This is a genomic window from Methylocapsa sp. S129 (assembly GCF_009765995.1).
GTDB lineage: Bacteria > Pseudomonadota > Alphaproteobacteria > Rhizobiales > Beijerinckiaceae > Roseiarcus.
Genome location: NZ_LMUI01000059.1, coordinates 344,940 through 361,847, shown reverse-complemented (window position 1 = coordinate 361,847; position 16,908 = coordinate 344,940). Strand labels below are relative to the sequence as shown.

16 protein-coding genes are annotated in these 16,908 nt (G+C 62.5%); 14 read left to right on the top strand and 2 right to left on the bottom strand.

The genetic code is table 11. The annotated features are described in order from the left end of the window. The first annotated feature begins 8 nt into the window (after nt 1–8). From GSQ90_RS30270 to GSQ90_RS30255, 4 genes are all read left to right on the top strand, one after another. Nucleotides 9–1,340, top strand: a complete 1,332-nt coding sequence (locus GSQ90_RS30270) for an acyltransferase (protein ID WP_158818696.1) — start codon at nt 9–11, stop codon at nt 1,338–1,340. A gap of 135 nt (nt 1,341–1,475) precedes the next feature. Then, nucleotides 1,476–1,844, top strand: coding sequence for a type II toxin-antitoxin system RelE/ParE family toxin (locus tag GSQ90_RS30265; protein ID WP_158818695.1), 369 nt, complete (start codon nt 1,476–1,478; stop codon nt 1,842–1,844). A gap of 3 nt (nt 1,845–1,847) precedes the next feature. Beyond that, nucleotides 1,848–2,162, top strand: coding sequence for a helix-turn-helix domain-containing protein (locus GSQ90_RS30260; RefSeq protein WP_158818694.1), 315 nt, complete (start codon nt 1,848–1,850; stop codon nt 2,160–2,162). A gap of 87 nt (nt 2,163–2,249) precedes the next feature. Beyond that, the gene (locus GSQ90_RS30255; RefSeq protein WP_158818693.1) at nt 2,250–3,254 is read left to right on the top strand and encodes an alpha/beta fold hydrolase; all 1,005 of its coding nucleotides are present in this window, start codon (nt 2,250–2,252) and stop codon (nt 3,252–3,254) included. 594 nt (nt 3,255–3,848) lie between these two features. On the opposite strand, the gene GSQ90_RS30250 is transcribed toward GSQ90_RS30255, so the two are convergent. Continuing rightward, nucleotides 3,849–4,019, bottom strand: a complete 171-nt coding sequence (locus tag GSQ90_RS30250; RefSeq protein WP_210255019.1) for a hypothetical protein — start codon at nt 4,017–4,019, stop codon at nt 3,849–3,851. 258 nt (nt 4,020–4,277) lie between these two features. Between GSQ90_RS30250 and GSQ90_RS30245 the strand changes: the two genes are divergently transcribed. From GSQ90_RS30245 to greA, 10 genes are all read left to right on the top strand, one after another. Then, on the top strand, nt 4,278–5,798 hold the full coding sequence (locus GSQ90_RS30245) for a Do family serine endopeptidase (RefSeq protein WP_158818691.1): 1,521 nt from the start codon (nt 4,278–4,280) through the stop codon (nt 5,796–5,798). A 167-nt stretch (nt 5,799–5,965) separates the two neighbouring features. After that, nucleotides 5,966–6,649 carry a response regulator transcription factor gene (locus GSQ90_RS30240; RefSeq protein ID WP_158818760.1) on the top strand — a complete coding sequence of 228 codons (684 nt, stop codon included), beginning with the start codon at nt 5,966–5,968 and terminating at the stop codon, nt 6,647–6,649. A 393-nt stretch (nt 6,650–7,042) separates the two neighbouring features. Then, a complete protein-coding gene (locus GSQ90_RS30235) occupies nt 7,043–8,116 on the top strand; it encodes a LacI family DNA-binding transcriptional regulator (RefSeq protein ID WP_158818690.1) in 1,074 nt (357 codons plus the stop codon). Between the two features lie 203 nt (nt 8,117–8,319). Continuing rightward, nucleotides 8,320–9,369, top strand: a complete 1,050-nt coding sequence (locus tag GSQ90_RS30230; RefSeq protein ID WP_210255018.1) for a substrate-binding domain-containing protein — start codon at nt 8,320–8,322, stop codon at nt 9,367–9,369. A gap of 52 nt (nt 9,370–9,421) precedes the next feature. Beyond that, a complete protein-coding gene (locus GSQ90_RS30225) occupies nt 9,422–10,435 on the top strand; it encodes an ABC transporter permease (RefSeq protein ID WP_210255017.1) in 1,014 nt (337 codons plus the stop codon). Next, complete coding sequence (locus tag GSQ90_RS30220) at nt 10,432–11,283, top strand: ATP-binding cassette domain-containing protein (protein WP_158818687.1); 852 nt, start codon at nt 10,432–10,434, stop codon at nt 11,281–11,283. Before GSQ90_RS30225 ends, GSQ90_RS30220 begins: the two co-directional genes overlap by 4 nt. A gap of 1 nt (nt 11,284) precedes the next feature. Further along, the gene (locus GSQ90_RS30215; RefSeq protein ID WP_158818686.1) at nt 11,285–12,268 is read left to right on the top strand and encodes a nucleoside hydrolase; all 984 of its coding nucleotides are present in this window, start codon (nt 11,285–11,287) and stop codon (nt 12,266–12,268) included. 41 nt (nt 12,269–12,309) lie between these two features. Beyond that, complete coding sequence (locus GSQ90_RS30210; RefSeq protein ID WP_158818685.1) at nt 12,310–13,188, top strand: sugar phosphate isomerase/epimerase; 879 nt, start codon at nt 12,310–12,312, stop codon at nt 13,186–13,188. A 55-nt stretch (nt 13,189–13,243) separates the two neighbouring features. After that, nucleotides 13,244–14,719, top strand: coding sequence for a glycoside hydrolase family 32 protein (locus tag GSQ90_RS30205; RefSeq protein ID WP_158818684.1), 1,476 nt, complete (start codon nt 13,244–13,246; stop codon nt 14,717–14,719). 223 nt (nt 14,720–14,942) lie between these two features. After that, the gene (gene greA, locus GSQ90_RS30200; protein WP_158818683.1) at nt 14,943–15,428 is read left to right on the top strand and encodes a transcription elongation factor GreA; all 486 of its coding nucleotides are present in this window, start codon (nt 14,943–14,945) and stop codon (nt 15,426–15,428) included. Between the two features lie 464 nt (nt 15,429–15,892). Here the strand turns inward: greA and iolG are convergent, their stop codons facing one another. Further along, nucleotides 15,893–16,894, bottom strand: coding sequence for an inositol 2-dehydrogenase (gene iolG / locus GSQ90_RS30195; protein ID WP_158818682.1), 1,002 nt, complete (start codon nt 16,892–16,894; stop codon nt 15,893–15,895). Nucleotides 16,895–16,908 lie beyond the last annotated feature (14 nt).

Genomic DNA, 16,908 nt, shown 5'->3' with positions numbered 1-16,908 from the left:
AAAGAGATGTGAGCGCGCAAGCGCGCCACTCGCATCACGAAGAATTGCCGGGGCTGACGGGCCTCCGTTTCGTCGCCGCCTTTTCCGTGCTGATCGCGCACGCCGCCGCCGCGCTTTTGGCGGTTCACGAGACGCCGCTCGGCGTCGTTTATTGGCTCAGGCAGGCGTCTGGATTCGGGATGACGCTGTTCTTCGTGCTCAGCGGCTTCGTGATTCATTACAATTATGCGAGCTTGATAAGCAGGGACGGGCTTCGCGGCGTCGCCGCCTATCTGTGGGCGCGGTTCGCGCGCCTCTACCCCCTTTTTCTTCTCACGCTGCTGGTCAATGTGCTGCTGAGCAGCAGGCTATTCGATTTGTGGAATGGGCATGTCGAACCATTCGAAAGCACGCTTCGGGCGCTTCCCTATTTCCTCGTGTCCATTCAGAGCTGGTTCTACGCGCCGATCCAGGGCGGTTCGCTCATTACCGCCGTCGGCGGCGGCTCTCCGCTGACCTGGTCGATCAGCGCGGAATGGTTTTTCTACTTTGCTTATCCATGCATGGCCTGGTTCATTCTGCGGCGACGGCGGCCAGGGACCGCGGCCGCGCTATTGGCGCTTTGGTGCGCCCTCTGGATCGCGCTCGCCGCCGGTCTCTACGACAGGTCCCCGGCGATCGATGCGTGGGCGGTTGACCGGTTTGGATCGATTGCCGGAATGCAGGACCATCAGCAGGATTCTTTCGTGCGATGGCTGCTCTACTTCTCTCCCTATCTGCGGATGGGAGAGTTTGTTGTTGGGGCGCTTGTCGCTCAATTCTATGTTCAAATGCGCGGTCGGATGGTCACCGAACTCGAAAATTTCATCGGCTCTTGCGTCATGCTCGCCGCGGCGCTGAGCGTCTTTTATATCACCTATCTCATGTATGATCCCGATGTCGGCGTGAATCTCTTCCGCAAGATGAACATGAACTTTGGACTGGCGCCGCCCGCCGCCGTGCTGGTTTTTTGCGCGGCGCGCTACACCGGATTCGGCGGTCGGTTGCTGAACGCGCGGTCGGCGATCGCCTTGGGAGAAGCGAGCTACTCCATCTATCTGGTGCACGATGTCGCGCTCTTGATCGCGGTGCGGTTGTCGGGCCAGCGGCCGCACAGCCTCGCGTTCGATGTCGTAAAGCTCGTCGGCGTCATAGCGATCGTTCTTCTGGTCTCGCGCGCGCTCTATTCGTTTTGCGAAACGCCCTCCCGAAAATGGCTGCGCCAACAATGGGGCGACAAACGCGTCGTCGTCGCGCTTGCGGCGGCGCCTGCTGTTTTGGCGCTGGCGCTCGCTGGCGTAACATATCCATTTCGACTGTAACGCATGGCGCACAGCGCCGGGCCTGGACGGATAGCCGCCGGCGCGGCGTGGAGATCAATTTTCGTTCCTCGAAATATTGACAAAACTATGTAACTTCCATATATGGCTATTCCATAGTCGCCTTCGGGTCGGACGATGCATGCCGTTTGTGAAACCAAGGCATTCGAACGCGCCGCGTCGGGGGCTGGCATGTCCCGAGCGGAGGTTGATGCCTTTATCGGGTTTCTTGCAGCCAATCCCGACGCCGGGGATGAAATCCAAGGCTCGGGCGGCTGCCGGAAAATACGCGTCGCCGGCGAAGGCCGGGGCAAGAGCGGCGGCTATCGCGTCGTCACGTTTTTCACCGGTGAGGACTTGCCGATCTTTCTGCTGACCGTCTTTGCGAAGGGTGAAAAGGCGAATTTGAGCGCCGCCGAGCGCAATGGCCTGGCCAAGCTTACGGCAATCCTGGCGGCCGATTACGGCAAGAAAATCATGCGCGGCGATCGAACAAGCGAGGGATGAATTATGACCAGGAAAGCTTTCGACAAGATCGCTGCAGGCCTTGAAGAGGCCATCGGCATTGCGCGCGGCGAGGTCTCGCCCGCCCGCCTCCATGTGCCGGCCGAGATCGACGTCAAGGCGATCCGCAAGAAGGTCGGCTTGTCGCAAGAGGCGTTCGCTTATGCCTTCGGCTTCACGGTCGAACAAATTCGCGCCTGGGAGCAGGCGCGCAGCCGGCCGCTTGGCGGCGTGAGGGCTTACTTGATGATGATCGGCCGCGATCATCAAGGCGTCGCGCGTATCCTGGAATCGACGCGCAAGGGAAAAAGAGCGGCGTGAAGATCGCGAAAACGTCGGCGATGCCATGATAGAGCCATTTGCCTTGGCTTTTTGCCGACCGCGCCATTCCTATGAAAGCCAGCCCCCATGTTCCGTCACTCCCGCTTGTTCCTCCCGATCGTCGCCTTGCTGTCCTTCGCTCCGGCTCTCGCCGCCGAAGCGCCAGTCTACGGCCCCGAGCTTGAGGGCTTCGACTATCCCTATCCGGTGAAGCAATTCGCGTTCGTCTCGCAGGGCCAGAATCTCCATATGGCCTATATGGACGTCGCCGCCGCCAAGGCGCCGCGGGGCGCGATCGTGCTGCTGCACGGCAAGAACTTTTGCGGCGCCACCTGGGAAGCCGCGATCAGGGTGCTGAGCGATGCGGGCTATCGTGTCATCGTTCCCGACCAGATCGGCTTCTGCAAATCGAGCAAACCCGGCGACTACCTGTTCAGCTTTGAGCAACTCGCCGGCAATACCCGCGCGCTGCTCGCCTCGCTTGGCGTCGAAAAGGCGACGATCATGGGGCATTCGACCGGCGGCATGCTCGCGATCCGTTACGCCTTGATGTACCCAGGACAGGTCCGCCAGCTCGTTCTCGTCGATCCGATCGGTCTTGAAGACTGGAAAGCCGAAGGCGTGCCGTCGCTCAGCGTCGATCAATGGACCGAGCGCGAATTGAAAACCTCGGCCGAAAGCGTGCGCCGCTACGAACAGGCGACGTATTATTCCGGGGAATGGAAACCCGCCTATGATCGCTGGGTCGAGATGCTGGCGGGGATGTATCGCGGGCCGGGACGCGAGGCTGTCGCCCGGGATTCGGCTCTGATCGACGAGATGATCTACACCCAGCCCGTCATCTACGAACTCGGCAAGCTGGCGATTCCCACCGTATTGTTCATCGGCGACAAGGACACGACGGCGCTCGGCAAGGATCTCGCGCCGCCGGAGCTGCGCGCCAAGCTCGGTGACTATCCGGAACTCGGCAAAAACGCCGCGCGATTGATCCCCAACGCCAAACTGATCGAATTTCCGACCCTTGGCCATGCGCCGCAAATGCAGGACCCCGACGCCTTTCGCAAGGCGCTGCTGGAGAGCCTCGCGCCGTGAAATCGCGGCGGCGATATTGTAATTGAAGGGACCATGCATCATCGGCGCCGGTCTTCGTTTGTGCTGGGCCATTATTTTACTGGCCAATCCAAAGCGACGATTACGCCCAAGGCCAAAGTCAGACCTATCAAGAAACCTTGGACGCCGAAGAAGAGCATACCCAAGCCGCAGACATCTGCGCACATAGAGCCGCCTTCTTTGATGCCTCCGTAAACTACGCCAGCCCCTGTACAAACAGACCATGTTAGGAAGAAAGGCAAAGCCTTATTAGATTTCTTCATTTTGGTCCGCCCCCGAACTTCAGCGGTTTCGGTTCGGCCGGTGCCGGCCTATGCTGGACGATCTTCCTAACGGCGCTGTCTAGCATCGCCGGATCGTTGCTGGCCTCGACCTCGCGCGCCAGCTTACCGATGTTCGCGGCGCACTCGGCGTCAGTGATTTGGTGTTTCTTGGCGGGCATCGAGCGGAGGCCTCATTTTTATTGTGGCTCGACGTCAGAAAGCGAGTGCGGGCGAGTAGCGATCGCAGCCTTGCAAATCTTTAGGGATTTGCCATCCGCGCGAAGGGAAAGGCGCGAGGACGATGTCCCCGAATTCATAGGGCATCGTATACGTCGTCCTCCGGATTGCTCCAGATAGCCGCGAAGGCGGGCGCGCTTGCGGTGGCGCGTGAGGTCGCGTGTTCCTGTTCTCGGGAAGCGATGAAATCCACGAAATCCTCGATCTCGGCGAGACGCTCGACAGGCAGGGCCTGAATCTTCGTCATCAAGGCTTCGGCGTTTGTAGGCATGATCGCTCCTCGATAAGGCCGAACCATGCGCTATTCTACGGGAGACCGCTCGGCAATCCAATGGCTGTCTCACAAATTTCGGCCGAAGCGCGCTCTGGTTGGCCGCGCGGCCCCCAACATTACCAACCTTTCACGTCCGCGCCATCGAGCGGTAAAGGGCGTTCGTCCATCTTGTCGGCCATGCCGCCAGCCGAGTCCTCGATGCTGGCGCGCCGCCACAGATGGAGAAGAAAGATGTCATTCCCCCATTCCGCCGATTTCCGGCCGCGCTCCCTGCGCGGCGCCTTGCTCGGCGCGGTCGCCATTCTCGCCATCGGCGGCGTGGCGCTCGAAAGCGTGCCCCAGTTCTCACAGGCTGCGCTCGCCGCGACCAGCGCCTCGCCTGCCGGCCCCGCCTCTTTCGCCGATGTCGTCGATCGCGTGAAGGGCGCCGTCGTCTCGGTCAAGGTCAAGATTTCCGAAGACGCCAGCGACGATCAGTCCGACCGGCCGCATATGCCCGATTTCCCGCCAGGCAGCCCGATGGACCGCTTCTTCAAGCAGTTCGGCCAGGGGCAGGACGGCGACGGGGACATGCCCGGCATGAGACATCCGCATGCGCCACATCTGTCGATGGCGCAGGGCTCCGGCTTCTTCATTTCCGCCGACGGCTATGTCGTCACCAATAATCACGTCGTCGATCACGCCACCGACGTCACCGTCACCACGGTCGACGGCAAGACGATCCCGGCCAAGGTTATCGGCACGGACCCCAAGACCGATCTCGCTTTGCTGAAAGTCAAAGAAGGCGGCGACTATCCCTTCGTCAATTTCGCCAGCCAGTCGCCGCGCGTTGGCGATTGGGTCATCGCGGTCGGCAATCCGTTCGGCCTGGGCGGCACGGTGACGGCCGGCATCGTTTCGGCGCGCGGCCGCGATATCGGTTCGGGCCCCTATGACGATTTCCTGCAGATCGACGCGCCGGTCAACCGCGGCAATTCGGGCGGTCCGACCTTCAATTCCGAGGGTGAGGTCGTCGGCGTCAATACGGCGATCTTCTCGCCGTCAGGCGGCAGCGTCGGCATCGGCTTCGCCATCGCCAGCGATGTCGTCAAATCCGTCGTGCAATCGCTGAAGGATCACGGCTCGGTGGCGCGCGGCTGGCTCGGCGTCGAGATCCAGCCGGTCAGCGCCGACATCGCCGACAGCCTCGGCATCAAGGAAGCGTCCGGCGCGCTTGTCTCCAGGGCGCAACCCGATTCCCCCGCTCTGGCGGCGGGCGTCAAGACCGGCGACGTCATCACCTCGGTCAATGGCGAAAAGGTCGCCGATCCCAAGGAGCTGGCGCGCAAGATCGCGCTGCTCGGCCCCACGACGACCGCGGAGCTTGGCATCCTCCGCAACGGCGCCGCGCAGACGATCAGCGTGAAGCTCGGCGCGATGGCCGGCGAAAAGGAAGCCAAGGCGGACGCCACAACGACCCAGCCCTCCGGGCCGACCGAGCTCGCCAAGCTCGGCCTGACGGTCGAGCCCGCGCGCGCCGGCCGTGAAGGCGTAACGGTCGCCGAAGTCGATCCCGACGGTCTCGCCGGGCAGAAGGGCCTCCAGACGGGCGACATCATTCTGGACGCCGGCGGCAAGCCGGTGGCGAGTGCGGCCGATATTACGGCGGCGTTCGATGCGGCCAAGGCGAGCGGCCACAAGGCTGTGCTGCTGCGCGTGAAATCGGGCGACGCCTTCCGCTTCGTCGCTCTGTCCACCCAGGCGGCTTCCTAAAAGCCTGCAGGAGTTGGCTCCAGAGGTCCGCATCTGGAGCCGCGTCCAGCGCCATCTTCCAGCCCCCGCGGGATATGGCGCGGGATATCGGGCGGCAGGCCGGGCGCCCCCCTGGCCTGCCGCTTTTTACGTTTTTGCCGTTTTGGCGGAGAGGCTATATGTCCTCCATGCGCATTCTCATTATCGAAGACGACCGTGACGCGGCGGCCTATCTGACCAAGGCTTTCCGCGAAGTCGGCCATGTCGCCGATCACGCCGCCGACGGCCTCAACGGCTACGATCTGGCGCGCGAGGGCGCCTATGACGTCGCGATCGTCGACCGCATGCTGCCCAAGATGGACGGTCTGTCGCTGATCGGCGCCTTGCGCGCGCAAAGCGTCGAGACGCCGGTGTTGATCCTCTCGGCGCTCGGCCAGGTCGACGACCGCGTCAAGGGCCTGCGAGCGGGCGGCGACGATTATCTGGCCAAGCCCTACGCCTTTTCTGAACTGCTCGCGCGCGTCGAAGTGCTGGCGCGCCGTCGCCCCAAGGGCGCGAGCGAAGAAACGCTCTATCGCCTCGGCGATCTCGAACTCGACCGGCTCTCGCATAAGGTGACGCGGGCGGGCGAAGAAATCATCCTCCAGCCTCGCGAGTTTCGGCTGCTCGAATATCTCATGCAGCACGCGGGCAAAGTGGTCACGCGCACCATGTTGCTCGAACATGTCTGGGACTATCATTTCGATCCGCAGACCAATGTGATCGACGTCCATGTCTCGCGCCTGCGCGCCAAGATCGACAGGGATTTCGAGACGCCGCTTTTGCATACGATCCGGGGCGCGGGATATATGATCCGCGATGGGGCCAAATAAATTGTTGCGCTTTGGCGGGGCCGTTTCTGGTGCGGTTCGTCCGGCAATCGAAATTGAATTGTCGGCGCATGCCGTGGTCGGCCGCTCGGAGGAGGCGACGGCCAACTCTGTCAAAGCAGCGGGTATCGCGCGGTATGGCGAGCCGGAGGGTTCGGCGAACTTTTGCGATGTTGTTGAACCAAGAAATTGCCTCAACGCCCGCCCGATTCCGACGACGACATAAGCGCGTTGACACAGCCTAGACCCAAAGTCACGATTCACGCGGAGCAGGTTGAAGATCGCTGAGCCCGACAAGGGATTCGAAATTGGCCAAGATTCCTCTTGCGTCGATGCGTAGTCTGTGAGAAAAACGATTTAAACGTAAATCGTTTTACGTAGAAAGGGAGTGAACTTGTGAAAGTCCCGCCGGCGTCCATCAAAGACGTTGCCAAACGCGCGGGCGTGTCGGCCGGCACTGTTTCGAACGTATTCAGCGGCAATCGGCCGGTGAAGCCGGGGCTCGCAAAACGGGTCCGCGAAGCGGCCGCCGCGCTTGGCTATGAGCCGGATCGCGCGGCCTCGCAGCTTCGCGGCGGGAAGGGGCGGGTGGTCGGGATTGTCATTCCCGAGCTCAGCAACCCGTTTTTTACGTCGCTCGTCGCGGCGATCGAAACCGCCGCCAGGGCCGAGAGTTTCGACATCCTCGTTGCGAGTTCGAGCGACGACGACAGCGAAGAGGCCGCAAGGCTGCGAACGTTGCTCGCCTGGAAACCGGCAGGCGTGGTGATCGTGCCGGCCAGCGATGAGTTTCCCAGTCGAGGCCTGCTTGAGAAGGCGGGCCTCCCGTTCGTCGTCGTCGATCGCGTGCCTCAGGACTTTACCGGCGACGCTGTGTCCAGCGACAATTTTGACGCGGGCTTGCAGGCGGCCAGGCACCTCTTTGAACTTGGGCACCGAGACATCGTCGTCGCCGCGTCGAGCATGAGGCTGCAGAATATTCGGGAGCGTTGTTCGGGAATCGAATCCGTCCTTCGCGAAACCGATTCCGCCCCGCTGTCGCTCATTGAGCTCGGATTTAGCTTCGAGTCAGCGGCCGCGCGTCTGGAGCAACTGGCGACGGAAAGACGCCGGCCGACGGCTTTTCTCGCTTTGACGAATTTCGGCACCCTTGGCGTGCTCGCCACGTTGCAGCAATGGAATGCACGCGTTCCCGACGACGTGTCCGTGCTGGGCTTCGACGACTATTCCTGGATGCGCGCGGTGTCGCCGCCGCTGACCGCCATCCGGCAGCCGGTGGAGGAAATGGGGCGTCGCGCCTGGCGCATTCTCAGACGACGCATCGAGGGAGACAGCGAGCCGCCCGAAGGCATTCGCCTCGCTTGCACGTTGGAGCGTAGACGCTCGACCGCGACCTGTCCGCCAGGAACGACCATTGACATCAAACGCCCTTCTCGGAGAGACCGCGACGATCTTGCCAAGAGCAATTGAATAGGCCGTCGGCGTCCGCTTTGGGCGCGACGACCGGGATATGAACCAACAGGCGATCTATCAAAACCGCGCGGCGCGACGCCCGCGCGAACGGCGCAGCTTTGTCAATCGACAGGGCCAACGCAAAACGAACGAGGCTTGGGCCAGATGGAGTTTCTTGCGGCCGATCTTGCAATGGCCGCAAGTTGCAAGGGAGGATGAAAATGAAAGCCATGAATCGTCTAGGAATTATCTCGTCGGCCGTCGTGGCCGCGGCGTTGCTGTTCGCCAATGGCGCGTCGGCGACGGACAAGACAATCCACATCACATTGATCACCAAGGATCCGGACAACCACTTCTGGACCGCGATGGTCGAAGGCGCCAAGGAGGCCGCCAAAGGCCAGAATGTCGAAATCACCGTCGCGGCCGGACGTGACCAGAGCGACGCCGACGGCCAGATCCAGGCGATTGAATATGCGGTCTCGCGAGGCGACGACGCGATCCTCATCGCCAATAACGGCCCGGCGGTGAACGAAGCGGTCAAGAAGGCGCAGGCGGCTGGTCTCTATGTGCTGGCGCTCGACACGCCGTTCTCGCCGACCAAACTCGTCGCCGCAACTCTGGCTTCCGACAATTACGAGGCGGGTCAGTTGATTGGCAAATGGACCGCGGCCACGCTGGGCGGCAAGAAGGCGACGATCGCCATGCTCGACCTGTTCGCCGACAAGGTCGTCTCGATCGACTGGCAGCGCGACCACGGCTTTCTGAATGGGATGGGCGTCAAGACCAAGGATCCGCAGGTCAACGGCCGCGAGGACAAGACCGGCAAATATTCAGGCGGCGATTACGAAATAATCTGCAATGGCGCGACCAATGGCGCGGAGGATGGCGGCCGCACCGTGATGGAGAATTGCCTGTCCATCAATCCGAAGATCAACGTCGTGTTCAGCGCCAATGAAACTTCCGGCGTCGGCGCCGTACAGGCGCTGAAGGCGGCCGGGATCAAGGATGCGCTCGTCGTCTCGATCGACGGCAGTTGCAGGGGCGTGAAGGCGGTCGCCTCGGGCGACTTTGGCGCGCTCTCCCAGCAATATCCGAGCGCGATGGGTCGCTTCGGCGTCAAGGCGGTCATCGACCACATCCGCAATCACGCCGAGCCGGTCAATTCGAAAGGCGTTGACTTCGTCAACACCGGCATCACGCTGGTCACCGACAAGCCCGTCGCGGAGATGAAGAGCATCGACTCCAAGAAAGGCGCGGAGCTTTGCTGGTGACGCGAGTCCCATTTGAGGCTGATCGCCAATGAGTGAATCAAGAATCACGCCAATGACCGCCGCCGAAATCTTTCGGCGGCGGGAGCTTACGACGATGCAGCGCATCCAACGCGCGCTGCATCGGCATCCGGAAATCAGCCCGCTCTGCGTGTTGCTGGCCGCGTTGGTGACATTCTCCTTCGCGAGTTCACGCTTTCTCCAACCGTCCAACCTGTCGCTGATCCTTCAGCAGGTGTCGGTCGTCGGCTCGCTGGCGATTGGGCAGACGCTGATCATCCTCACCGCCGGCATCGACTTGTCAGTCGGCGCGATGATGCTGCTCGTGACGATGGTTATCGGCGTTCTCGCTGGCAAAGCTGGCGTCCCGGGCTGGCTGTCGTTGGGAATCGGCATCGGCGTTGGCGGGTTCGCAGGCTTTCTCAACGGCGTGCTCGTCGCTCAGGTGCGGTTGCCGCCCTTTATCGTGACTTTAGGATCGCTCAACGTCTTCATCGCCATTGCGCTCCTGATGAGCGGCGGGCGCTCGATTCCCGGAGCCGACCTCGGTCCCTTCCTGGTCGCAACCAATCTTTCCTTTCCGGTCGGTCCGTTCCAATTCACGGTCGGCGCCGTGTTGGTCATCGCAATGTATCTCGCGGTCGGCTTCGCATTGTCGCAGACCGCATGGGGGCGTCATGTCTATGCGGTTGGCGACGACTCGTCCGCTGCGCGGCTCGCCGGCATTCAGGTCAAACGGTTGCTGCTGAGCGTGTACACGCTCACCGGGGTGATCGTCGCGCTGAGCGCGTGGGTGCTCATAGGGCGCGTCGGCGCGGCGACGACGAGCTCGGCGGTTGACGCCAATCTCGACTCGGTCACCGCGGTGGTGATCGGCGGCGCCAGCCTGTTTGGCGGCCGCGGCAGCCTTCTGGGAACGTTCCTCGGCGCGGTGATCGTTGGCGTCTTCCGCAACGGTCTGGCGCTCGCGCGCTTTGACGTCCTCTACCAAACGCTGGCCATCGGCCTGCTCATCATCGCCGCGGTCTCGCTCGACCAATGGATTCGCGGCGTAAAGGCGCAACGATGAACGCGTCCATCGCCATCGACGCGGATTCAGCGCGCGTTCCCGTTCTATCGGCGCGCGGCCTCGTCAAGACGTTCGGCCCCGTCGTCGCTCTCGATGGCGTCGACGTCGATGTCTATAGCGGCGAAGTGCTGGCGATCATCGGCGACAATGGCGCGGGCAAGTCGGTGCTCATCAAATGCCTGACCGGCGCCGAAATCCCCGACGCCGGTCAGCTTAGGGTCGAGGGCCGGCCGGTTGCCTTCCGCAAGCCTCAGGACGCGCGCGACGCGGGCATCGAGACGGTCTATCAGTCGCTCGCGCTCTCACCGGCGCTTGATATAGCCTCCAACATGTTTCTCGGACGCGAGCGCAGGCGCGACAACATTCTGGGGCGATGGCTGCACATGCTCGACAAGCGCGGCATGCGGCGCGAAGCGGCGGAGAAAGTCGCGACGCTCGGCATTCAGACGATCCAGGACATCACACAGGTTGTCGAGACGCTGTCGGGCGGCCAGCGGCAGGCGGTGGCGGTCGCCCGCGCCGTCGCTTTCGGCGGCAAGGTCATCGTGCTCGACGAACCGACCGCGGCGCTCGGCGTGCGCGAAGGCGGGGTCGTGCTCGAGATCGTTCGTAAGCTAAGGAACCAAGGCCTCGCCGTCATCCTGATCAGCCACAACATGCCGCATGTCTTCGAGAGCGCCGACCGCATCCACATCCAGCGGCTCGGGCGATGCGCGGGCGTCATCACGCCGAAGACCCACACGATGCCGCAGGCGGTGGCGATCATGACCGGGGCGATTTCCGTCGCGGACTCACTGCCAGGCGCCGCCGCGGGCAATCCTGGGCGCGCCGGCGATTTGGAGGGATAAGATGGGCGCGTCTCATCGTCGCAAGATCATCCTCGACACGGATCCGGCGGTCGGCATTCCCGGCACGGATGCCGACGATCCGCTCGCTCTGATGCTCGCCTTGCAGGACCCGCGCCTTGAGCTGCTGGGCGTAACGACCATATTCGGAAATTGTCCGCCAGCGCTGGGCGCGCGATGCGCGGCGGCGGTGCTGCGCGCGGCGGGGCGCGAGGACGTTCCGGTCGCGATCGGAATGGGAACGCGGATGAATGGCGAACTGCCGCAGCCGTTGAAGGACGCTTATGCGGGCGCGCGCGGCCGACCCGGCCGCGTCCAACTGCCCGAAATCGTCAATCCGCGCACAATCCTCAGCGCGGTCGATTTCATCATCGAAACAGTCTCGGCCCATCCCGGCGAGGTGACCATCGTCGCGATCGGCGCGCAAACCAATCTGGCGCTCGCTCTCGAGAAGGCGCCGCGGCTACGTAAGGACATCGGCGCCGTCGTGTTCATGGGCGGCGGCCTCGGTCTTGAGCAGCGCTACGGGAAGGGGAACATCACCCCGCTCGCCGAATGCAACATCTGGTTCGATCCGCAGGCGGCGGACATCGTCTTCCGTTCCGGCGTCGAGCTCACCATGGTCAGTCTCGACGTCACCAATCCGACCACCGGCCTCATGTTGCGCGAGAGCGCCATCCGCGCGGTGGATCCGAAATCCGCGCTGCTCGCCCCGATCTTCCGCGAGGTGTGCATGACCTATCTCGATGCGCCGATGTTCGATTGGGGCGACGGTTGCGTGCTTTACGATCCTTTGGCGGTGGCGGTCGCCGCCGATCCAGGCGTCGCATCCTTTCAGGACCTGTCGGTTTCCGTGAATTTGGAGCCAGGGCCCGGTCTCGGGCAGACCGTGATGAGGCCCGGCGGCAAAGCGAACATGCGTGTTTGCGTCGGCGTAGACGGCGAGAAGGTGGTTGGGGACATCGTCAAGACAATCCTCGCCGCGTGAACTAGCGCCGTGTGACAGGCGATGAGTGTGAAAGGCGGAGCATGAACAAGAAGTCCGGCGGCAATCTGGTAGGCGTCCATGCGTTGGTGTGGGCGGGCGATACGTCGCGCGAATCGATCGAGATCGCGGCCAAGCGCTCATCGGAAGCAGGCTTCGACCTGCTCGAACTCTCGCTGCACGATCTTGCCAATCTCGACGTCCCGCATGCGCGAGACGTCATGAAACGGCATGGCCTTCAAGTCGCGTGCTCGCGTGGGTTGGCGTTCGACGCTGACGTATCGAGTGAGGATAGGGTTGTCGTCGAGCGCGGCGCGAAGTTGCTCCATGATTCGCTCGTGGCGACCGCCGGCCTCGGCGCGCGCATTTTGACGGGCGCCCTCTATAGCGCGCTTGGCAAATATGGGCGGCCGGTAACCGAGCGCGGGCGGCAAAACGCCGTCGCTGTCCTGCGGAGTCTCGCCGAAGAGGCGCAGCGGCTCGGCGTCGCGCTCGGTCTCGAGGTATGCAACCGCTACGAGACGAATGTCGTCAATACTGCGCGTCAGGCGATTGCGCTCGCCGACGACATCGGCAGCGACAATGTCTTCATTCATCTCGACGCCTACCACATGAACATCGAGGAGGACGACTTCGCGCGCCCCATCCGTGAGACGGGAGCGCGGTTGGGCTATGTCCATGTGGGAGAAAATCATCGCGGACTGCTGGGGTCGGGTCACATCGATTTCGCCTCGCTTTTCCATGCGCTCGCCGACGTTCGTTTTAAAGGGCCGATCACATTCGAATCCTTCTCCTCGACGGTGGTCGCTCAGGGTCTGTCCAACGACCTCGCGATCTGGCGAGATCTGTGGACCGACGGCGGCGGCATCGCCAGCCATGCGCGAGCGTATATCGCGGCGCAACTAGAGGCGGCGGTCGCCTGACTGGGCGCCCGGCGCCGCGCGGAAAGTCAAGACCATTGCGAGGGAGGAACGGGCAATGTCGATCTACAGACGGCCGAAGGACGGCGTCGCCGCGGGCGACGCGATACCATTCGCGCATCAGGGCGTCGTTCATCTCTTCCACCTCGCTTCGCCGGCGAACACGGTCAAATATCCTGAGCGCGTGCGCACGACCTGGCGTCATGCCTGCTCGAAGGACCTGGTCGAATGGGAAGAGCTTCCGGCGGCGCTGGCTCCAGGCGAGGGAGGCGCGCCCGACGCCGATGGCGCCTGGACCGGCTCGGTGATCGAAAGCGGCGGCGTCTTTCATCTCTTCTACACCGGCCACAAGCTGGGCGCGAAGCATCCGCAGACCATTTGCCATGCGACCAGTCGCGACCTCGTCCACTTCGAGAAGGACGCGGCGAACCCGATCCTTTCTCCGACCGCCGAATATGAAGCGATCGATTGGCGCGATCCGTTCGTGATGTGGAATGAGGCGGAGCAGGTCTTTTGGATGCTGATCGCCGCGCGGCTGCGCAATGGGCCGAAATGGCGTCGCGGTTGCATCGCGCTCGCGACGTCCAGCGATCTCAAGACCTGGTCGGTTGAGCCGATGCCCTTCTACGCCCCGATGAGCATCTTCTGTCCGGAGTGCCCGGAACTCTTCCAATTGAACGACCACTGGCATCTTGTTTATTCGCGCTATTCCGAGGATGCCGCGACCATCTGCCGCGTGTCGGAGAATCCGCGCGGGCCGTGGCGCATTCCAAGTCGCGAGGCCTTCGATGGCCGCCGCTGGTACGCCGCTAAATCCGCTCCCTATGGCGAAGGCCGCGTCTTTTTCGGGTGGGTGCATGATCGCGCCGGCGACGTCGATACAGGCGAATGGCTGTGGGGCGGCGATTTCGCCGCGCCGAGGTTGCTTGCATCGACGCCGTCCGGCGCTTTGACGATGAGGCTGGCGGACGAGGTCGCAAATGCGTTCGGCCCCCGTCAATCGCTCAAAGTCGTGAGCCTATCCCGTCAAGGGACTGAAGCGCCTCGTCGGAAGTCGCTGAAGTTAGAGTCAAACGGAGGGTTCGCTTGGGAGGTCTTCGAACTCGATCGCGAGGACTATCTTCTGTCGGGACGCTTCCATTTTCATCCTGCTCCGGCGCGATTCGGGCTGCTGCTGCGCCCCGATGACGACCTCACGGCTTTCGCGGTGGTGTTCGATTCCGCGCGGCGCTCGGTGTCTCTGACGCGTTGGCCGGCGCCGCTCGACTCGTTCTGGGCGGATCTCGTTGACCGCTCGGGCGAGACGCGCGAAGTCGACGGCCCGCGTCTTGTGGAACATCCCTTCGAGTGGCGTTCCGACGGATCGGGTCCGGAGTTCCAATTGCTGGCGACTGGCAGCGTCGTCGAGATCTTCGTAGATCGGCGAGTCGCGCTAAGCTATCGCATCTACTCCGGCGCTCGGCAGCGAATTGGAGTTTTCGTCGAGGGCGGGTCGATGGAGTTCACCGATATTTCCGTTCAGTATCAAAACTAAACTGCAGAGGCTCGTCGGGCACAAGCCGTCGAAGCACGGTCCGATCGATATGGCTATCCGTGAAATTCTCGCGGAAGCACCGGGGAAGCAGTTCGCAGAGAGTTGTGAAGAAGATTATTGCGCCAGGTTGGCCAAAGCGTCGAGCGTTCTTAACGGCCTTAGCCTTGATCCCGCCCCTGTGCTGTGAGCGGGTATTGGATTGGATCAAGAAGAGAGAGAAGCAATGAGCGTCGCCTTTACTCGGGAGGAGAGCGCCGAAACCGCCGCGGAGGTCGGACTTCCCGATCGACCTGTCTCGCCACATCCTAATTTGGTGACGGCGTCCGGATTAAGAGCGCTGGGCGCGGCGATGACAGAAGCTCGTGCCGCCTACGACGCCGCGCAGCAGATTGAGGACGTGAACGAACGTCGCCGCGCCGCCGCGCCCGCTTATTGGGATCTGAGGTATTTTGCCGAGCGTCTGCGGAGCGCTCAGCTCGTCGCGCCGCCGGCATTGGGCGACACCGTTGCTTTTGGAAACCGCGTTACGTTCAGTCGCGACGACGGCCGGCGCCAGGTTTTCAGAATTGTGGGTGAAGACGAAGCAGATCCTCGGAATGGATCAATCTCCTACGTCTCCCCCGTGGCGCGCGCGCTCATCGGCAAGGCTGTCGGTGATGTCGTCGTTTTGGGCGATGGCGAGATCGAGGTTCTCGCCATCGCAGAATAGGGCAGATTCCCAAGGCGGCGAGCCGAATTATGTTCTTCCTCGGTTAGGATCAGGGTCGATCATGAAGAGCGAGCCATGTGCGAGATCATGCATATCGACATGGTCACCAAGTTCGGCGGAGACACTGGAGTGGAACTTCGCGCAAACGGCGTTCGCCGTTTCATTCCGAATTGGCTCTCCCGGGCTGAACGAAACTGCGAACTTTGTGTCGCCGATTCCCTTGGGTGCGGTCGCTGCGCGCGATCGTCTGCGCCTTCAGCAGCAGGATGCGGAAGCGTGATCGTGACCGCGCCGAGCGAGTTTGGTTGGCCGGCGGCCTGAAGCCGTCCCTCAGAGAACGCGCGGAGGCGCTTGCCCCGGAGACGGGGATAGTCCGCACGAAAGAACTGCCCAAGAATTTAGATTCCGGCGCCGAGCAGCGCCAGGGTCCTTCTTGAATATCACGACGCCAGCGGAAAGGGTGCTCAGCCCATGACCGTGGCCATATCGACAGTCGCTCCCGTCTTCGCGGAGCGGGTCGCCGCCTCCGCGATCGCGAGCGCGTTGACGCCGTCGTCGAGCGTCACTGGCAGAGCCGTCCCTTTCGTGACAGCTTCAACGAACGCCGCCCATTCGGCGGCATAGGCGCGCATGTAGCGTTCCAGGAAGAAGAATTCCGGCTTGGCGCTGACGACGCCGGCCGTCGTCGCCTTGACGACGGTGTTTTCAATCACGTTGCCCGCCGAGAGCAGGCCCTCTGAGCCGAGCAATTCGACGCGTTGATCGTAGCCGTAAACCGCGCGCCGGCTGTTCTTGATGACGGCGATGCGACCGGCGGCGAAATGCAAAGTGACGACCGCTGTGTCGACGTCGCCTGCGGCGCCAATCTCGGGATTCACGATCGACGAACCGATCGCAGTCACCTTTTGCGGCGTCGCTCCCATGATCCAACACGCCATGTCGAAGTCGTGGATCATCATGTCGCGGAACAGCCCGCCCGATACTTTCACGTAGGAGATCGGTGGCGGTGCGGGATCGAAAGACGTGATCGACAGAAGCTCGCTCTTGCCGATTTCGCCGCGGTCGGAAGCGGCCTTGAGGGCGGCGAAATTCACATCAAAGCGGCGGTTGAACCCGATCATCACCGGGCGCCTGGTCGCGGCGGCGGCCTTCTGACACGCCTTTGCTCGCGCGAGACTGAGGTCGACGGGTTTTTCGCAGAGCACGGCCTTCCCGGTTCGGGTCGCAGCCTCAATGAAATCGGAATGCGTGTTGGTCGAGGTAGCGACTAGGACAGCGTCGATGGACGGGTCGGAGAGGATGGCTTCGTTGCTGCGCGGCTCCGCGCCATATTGCGCCGCGAGCGCTTCAGCGGCGCCCATGTCGACGTCAGACACCGCGACGAGACGGCTTTCCGGATGCGAGGAAATCGCCTTGGCGTGAACCTTGCCGATGCGACCGGCGCCAAGGAGACCGACTTTAAGCATTTTAGCATTCCCTT

Bases quoted from the DNA above. Each gene is read 5' to 3' on its own strand.
- GSQ90_RS30265 (WP_158818695.1), top strand. From the start codon at position 1,476: ATGCATGCCGTTTGTGAAACCAAGGCATTCGAACGCGCCGCGTCGGGG.
- GSQ90_RS30260 (WP_158818694.1), top strand. From the start codon at position 1,848: ATGACCAGGAAAGCTTTCGACAAGATCGCTGCAGGCCTTGAAGAGGCC.
- GSQ90_RS30255 (WP_158818693.1), top strand. From the start codon at position 2,250: ATGTTCCGTCACTCCCGCTTGTTCCTCCCGATCGTCGCCTTGCTGTCC.
- GSQ90_RS30250 (WP_210255019.1), bottom strand. From the start codon at position 4,019: ATGACGAAGATTCAGGCCCTGCCTGTCGAGCGTCTCGCCGAGATCGAG.
- GSQ90_RS30245 (WP_158818691.1), top strand. From the start codon at position 4,278: ATGTCATTCCCCCATTCCGCCGATTTCCGGCCGCGCTCCCTGCGCGGC.
- GSQ90_RS30240 (WP_158818760.1), top strand. From the start codon at position 5,966: ATGCGCATTCTCATTATCGAAGACGACCGTGACGCGGCGGCCTATCTG.
- GSQ90_RS30230 (WP_210255018.1), top strand. From the start codon at position 8,320: ATGAAAGCCATGAATCGTCTAGGAATTATCTCGTCGGCCGTCGTGGCC.
- GSQ90_RS30225 (WP_210255017.1), top strand. From the start codon at position 9,422: ATGACCGCCGCCGAAATCTTTCGGCGGCGGGAGCTTACGACGATGCAG.
- GSQ90_RS30220 (WP_158818687.1), top strand. From the start codon at position 10,432: ATGAACGCGTCCATCGCCATCGACGCGGATTCAGCGCGCGTTCCCGTT.
- GSQ90_RS30215 (WP_158818686.1), top strand. From the start codon at position 11,285: ATGGGCGCGTCTCATCGTCGCAAGATCATCCTCGACACGGATCCGGCG.
- GSQ90_RS30210 (WP_158818685.1), top strand. From the start codon at position 12,310: ATGAACAAGAAGTCCGGCGGCAATCTGGTAGGCGTCCATGCGTTGGTG.
- GSQ90_RS30205 (WP_158818684.1), top strand. From the start codon at position 13,244: ATGTCGATCTACAGACGGCCGAAGGACGGCGTCGCCGCGGGCGACGCG.
- greA (WP_158818683.1), top strand. From the start codon at position 14,943: ATGAGCGTCGCCTTTACTCGGGAGGAGAGCGCCGAAACCGCCGCGGAG.
- iolG (WP_158818682.1), bottom strand. From the start codon at position 16,894: ATGCTTAAAGTCGGTCTCCTTGGCGCCGGTCGCATCGGCAAGGTTCAC.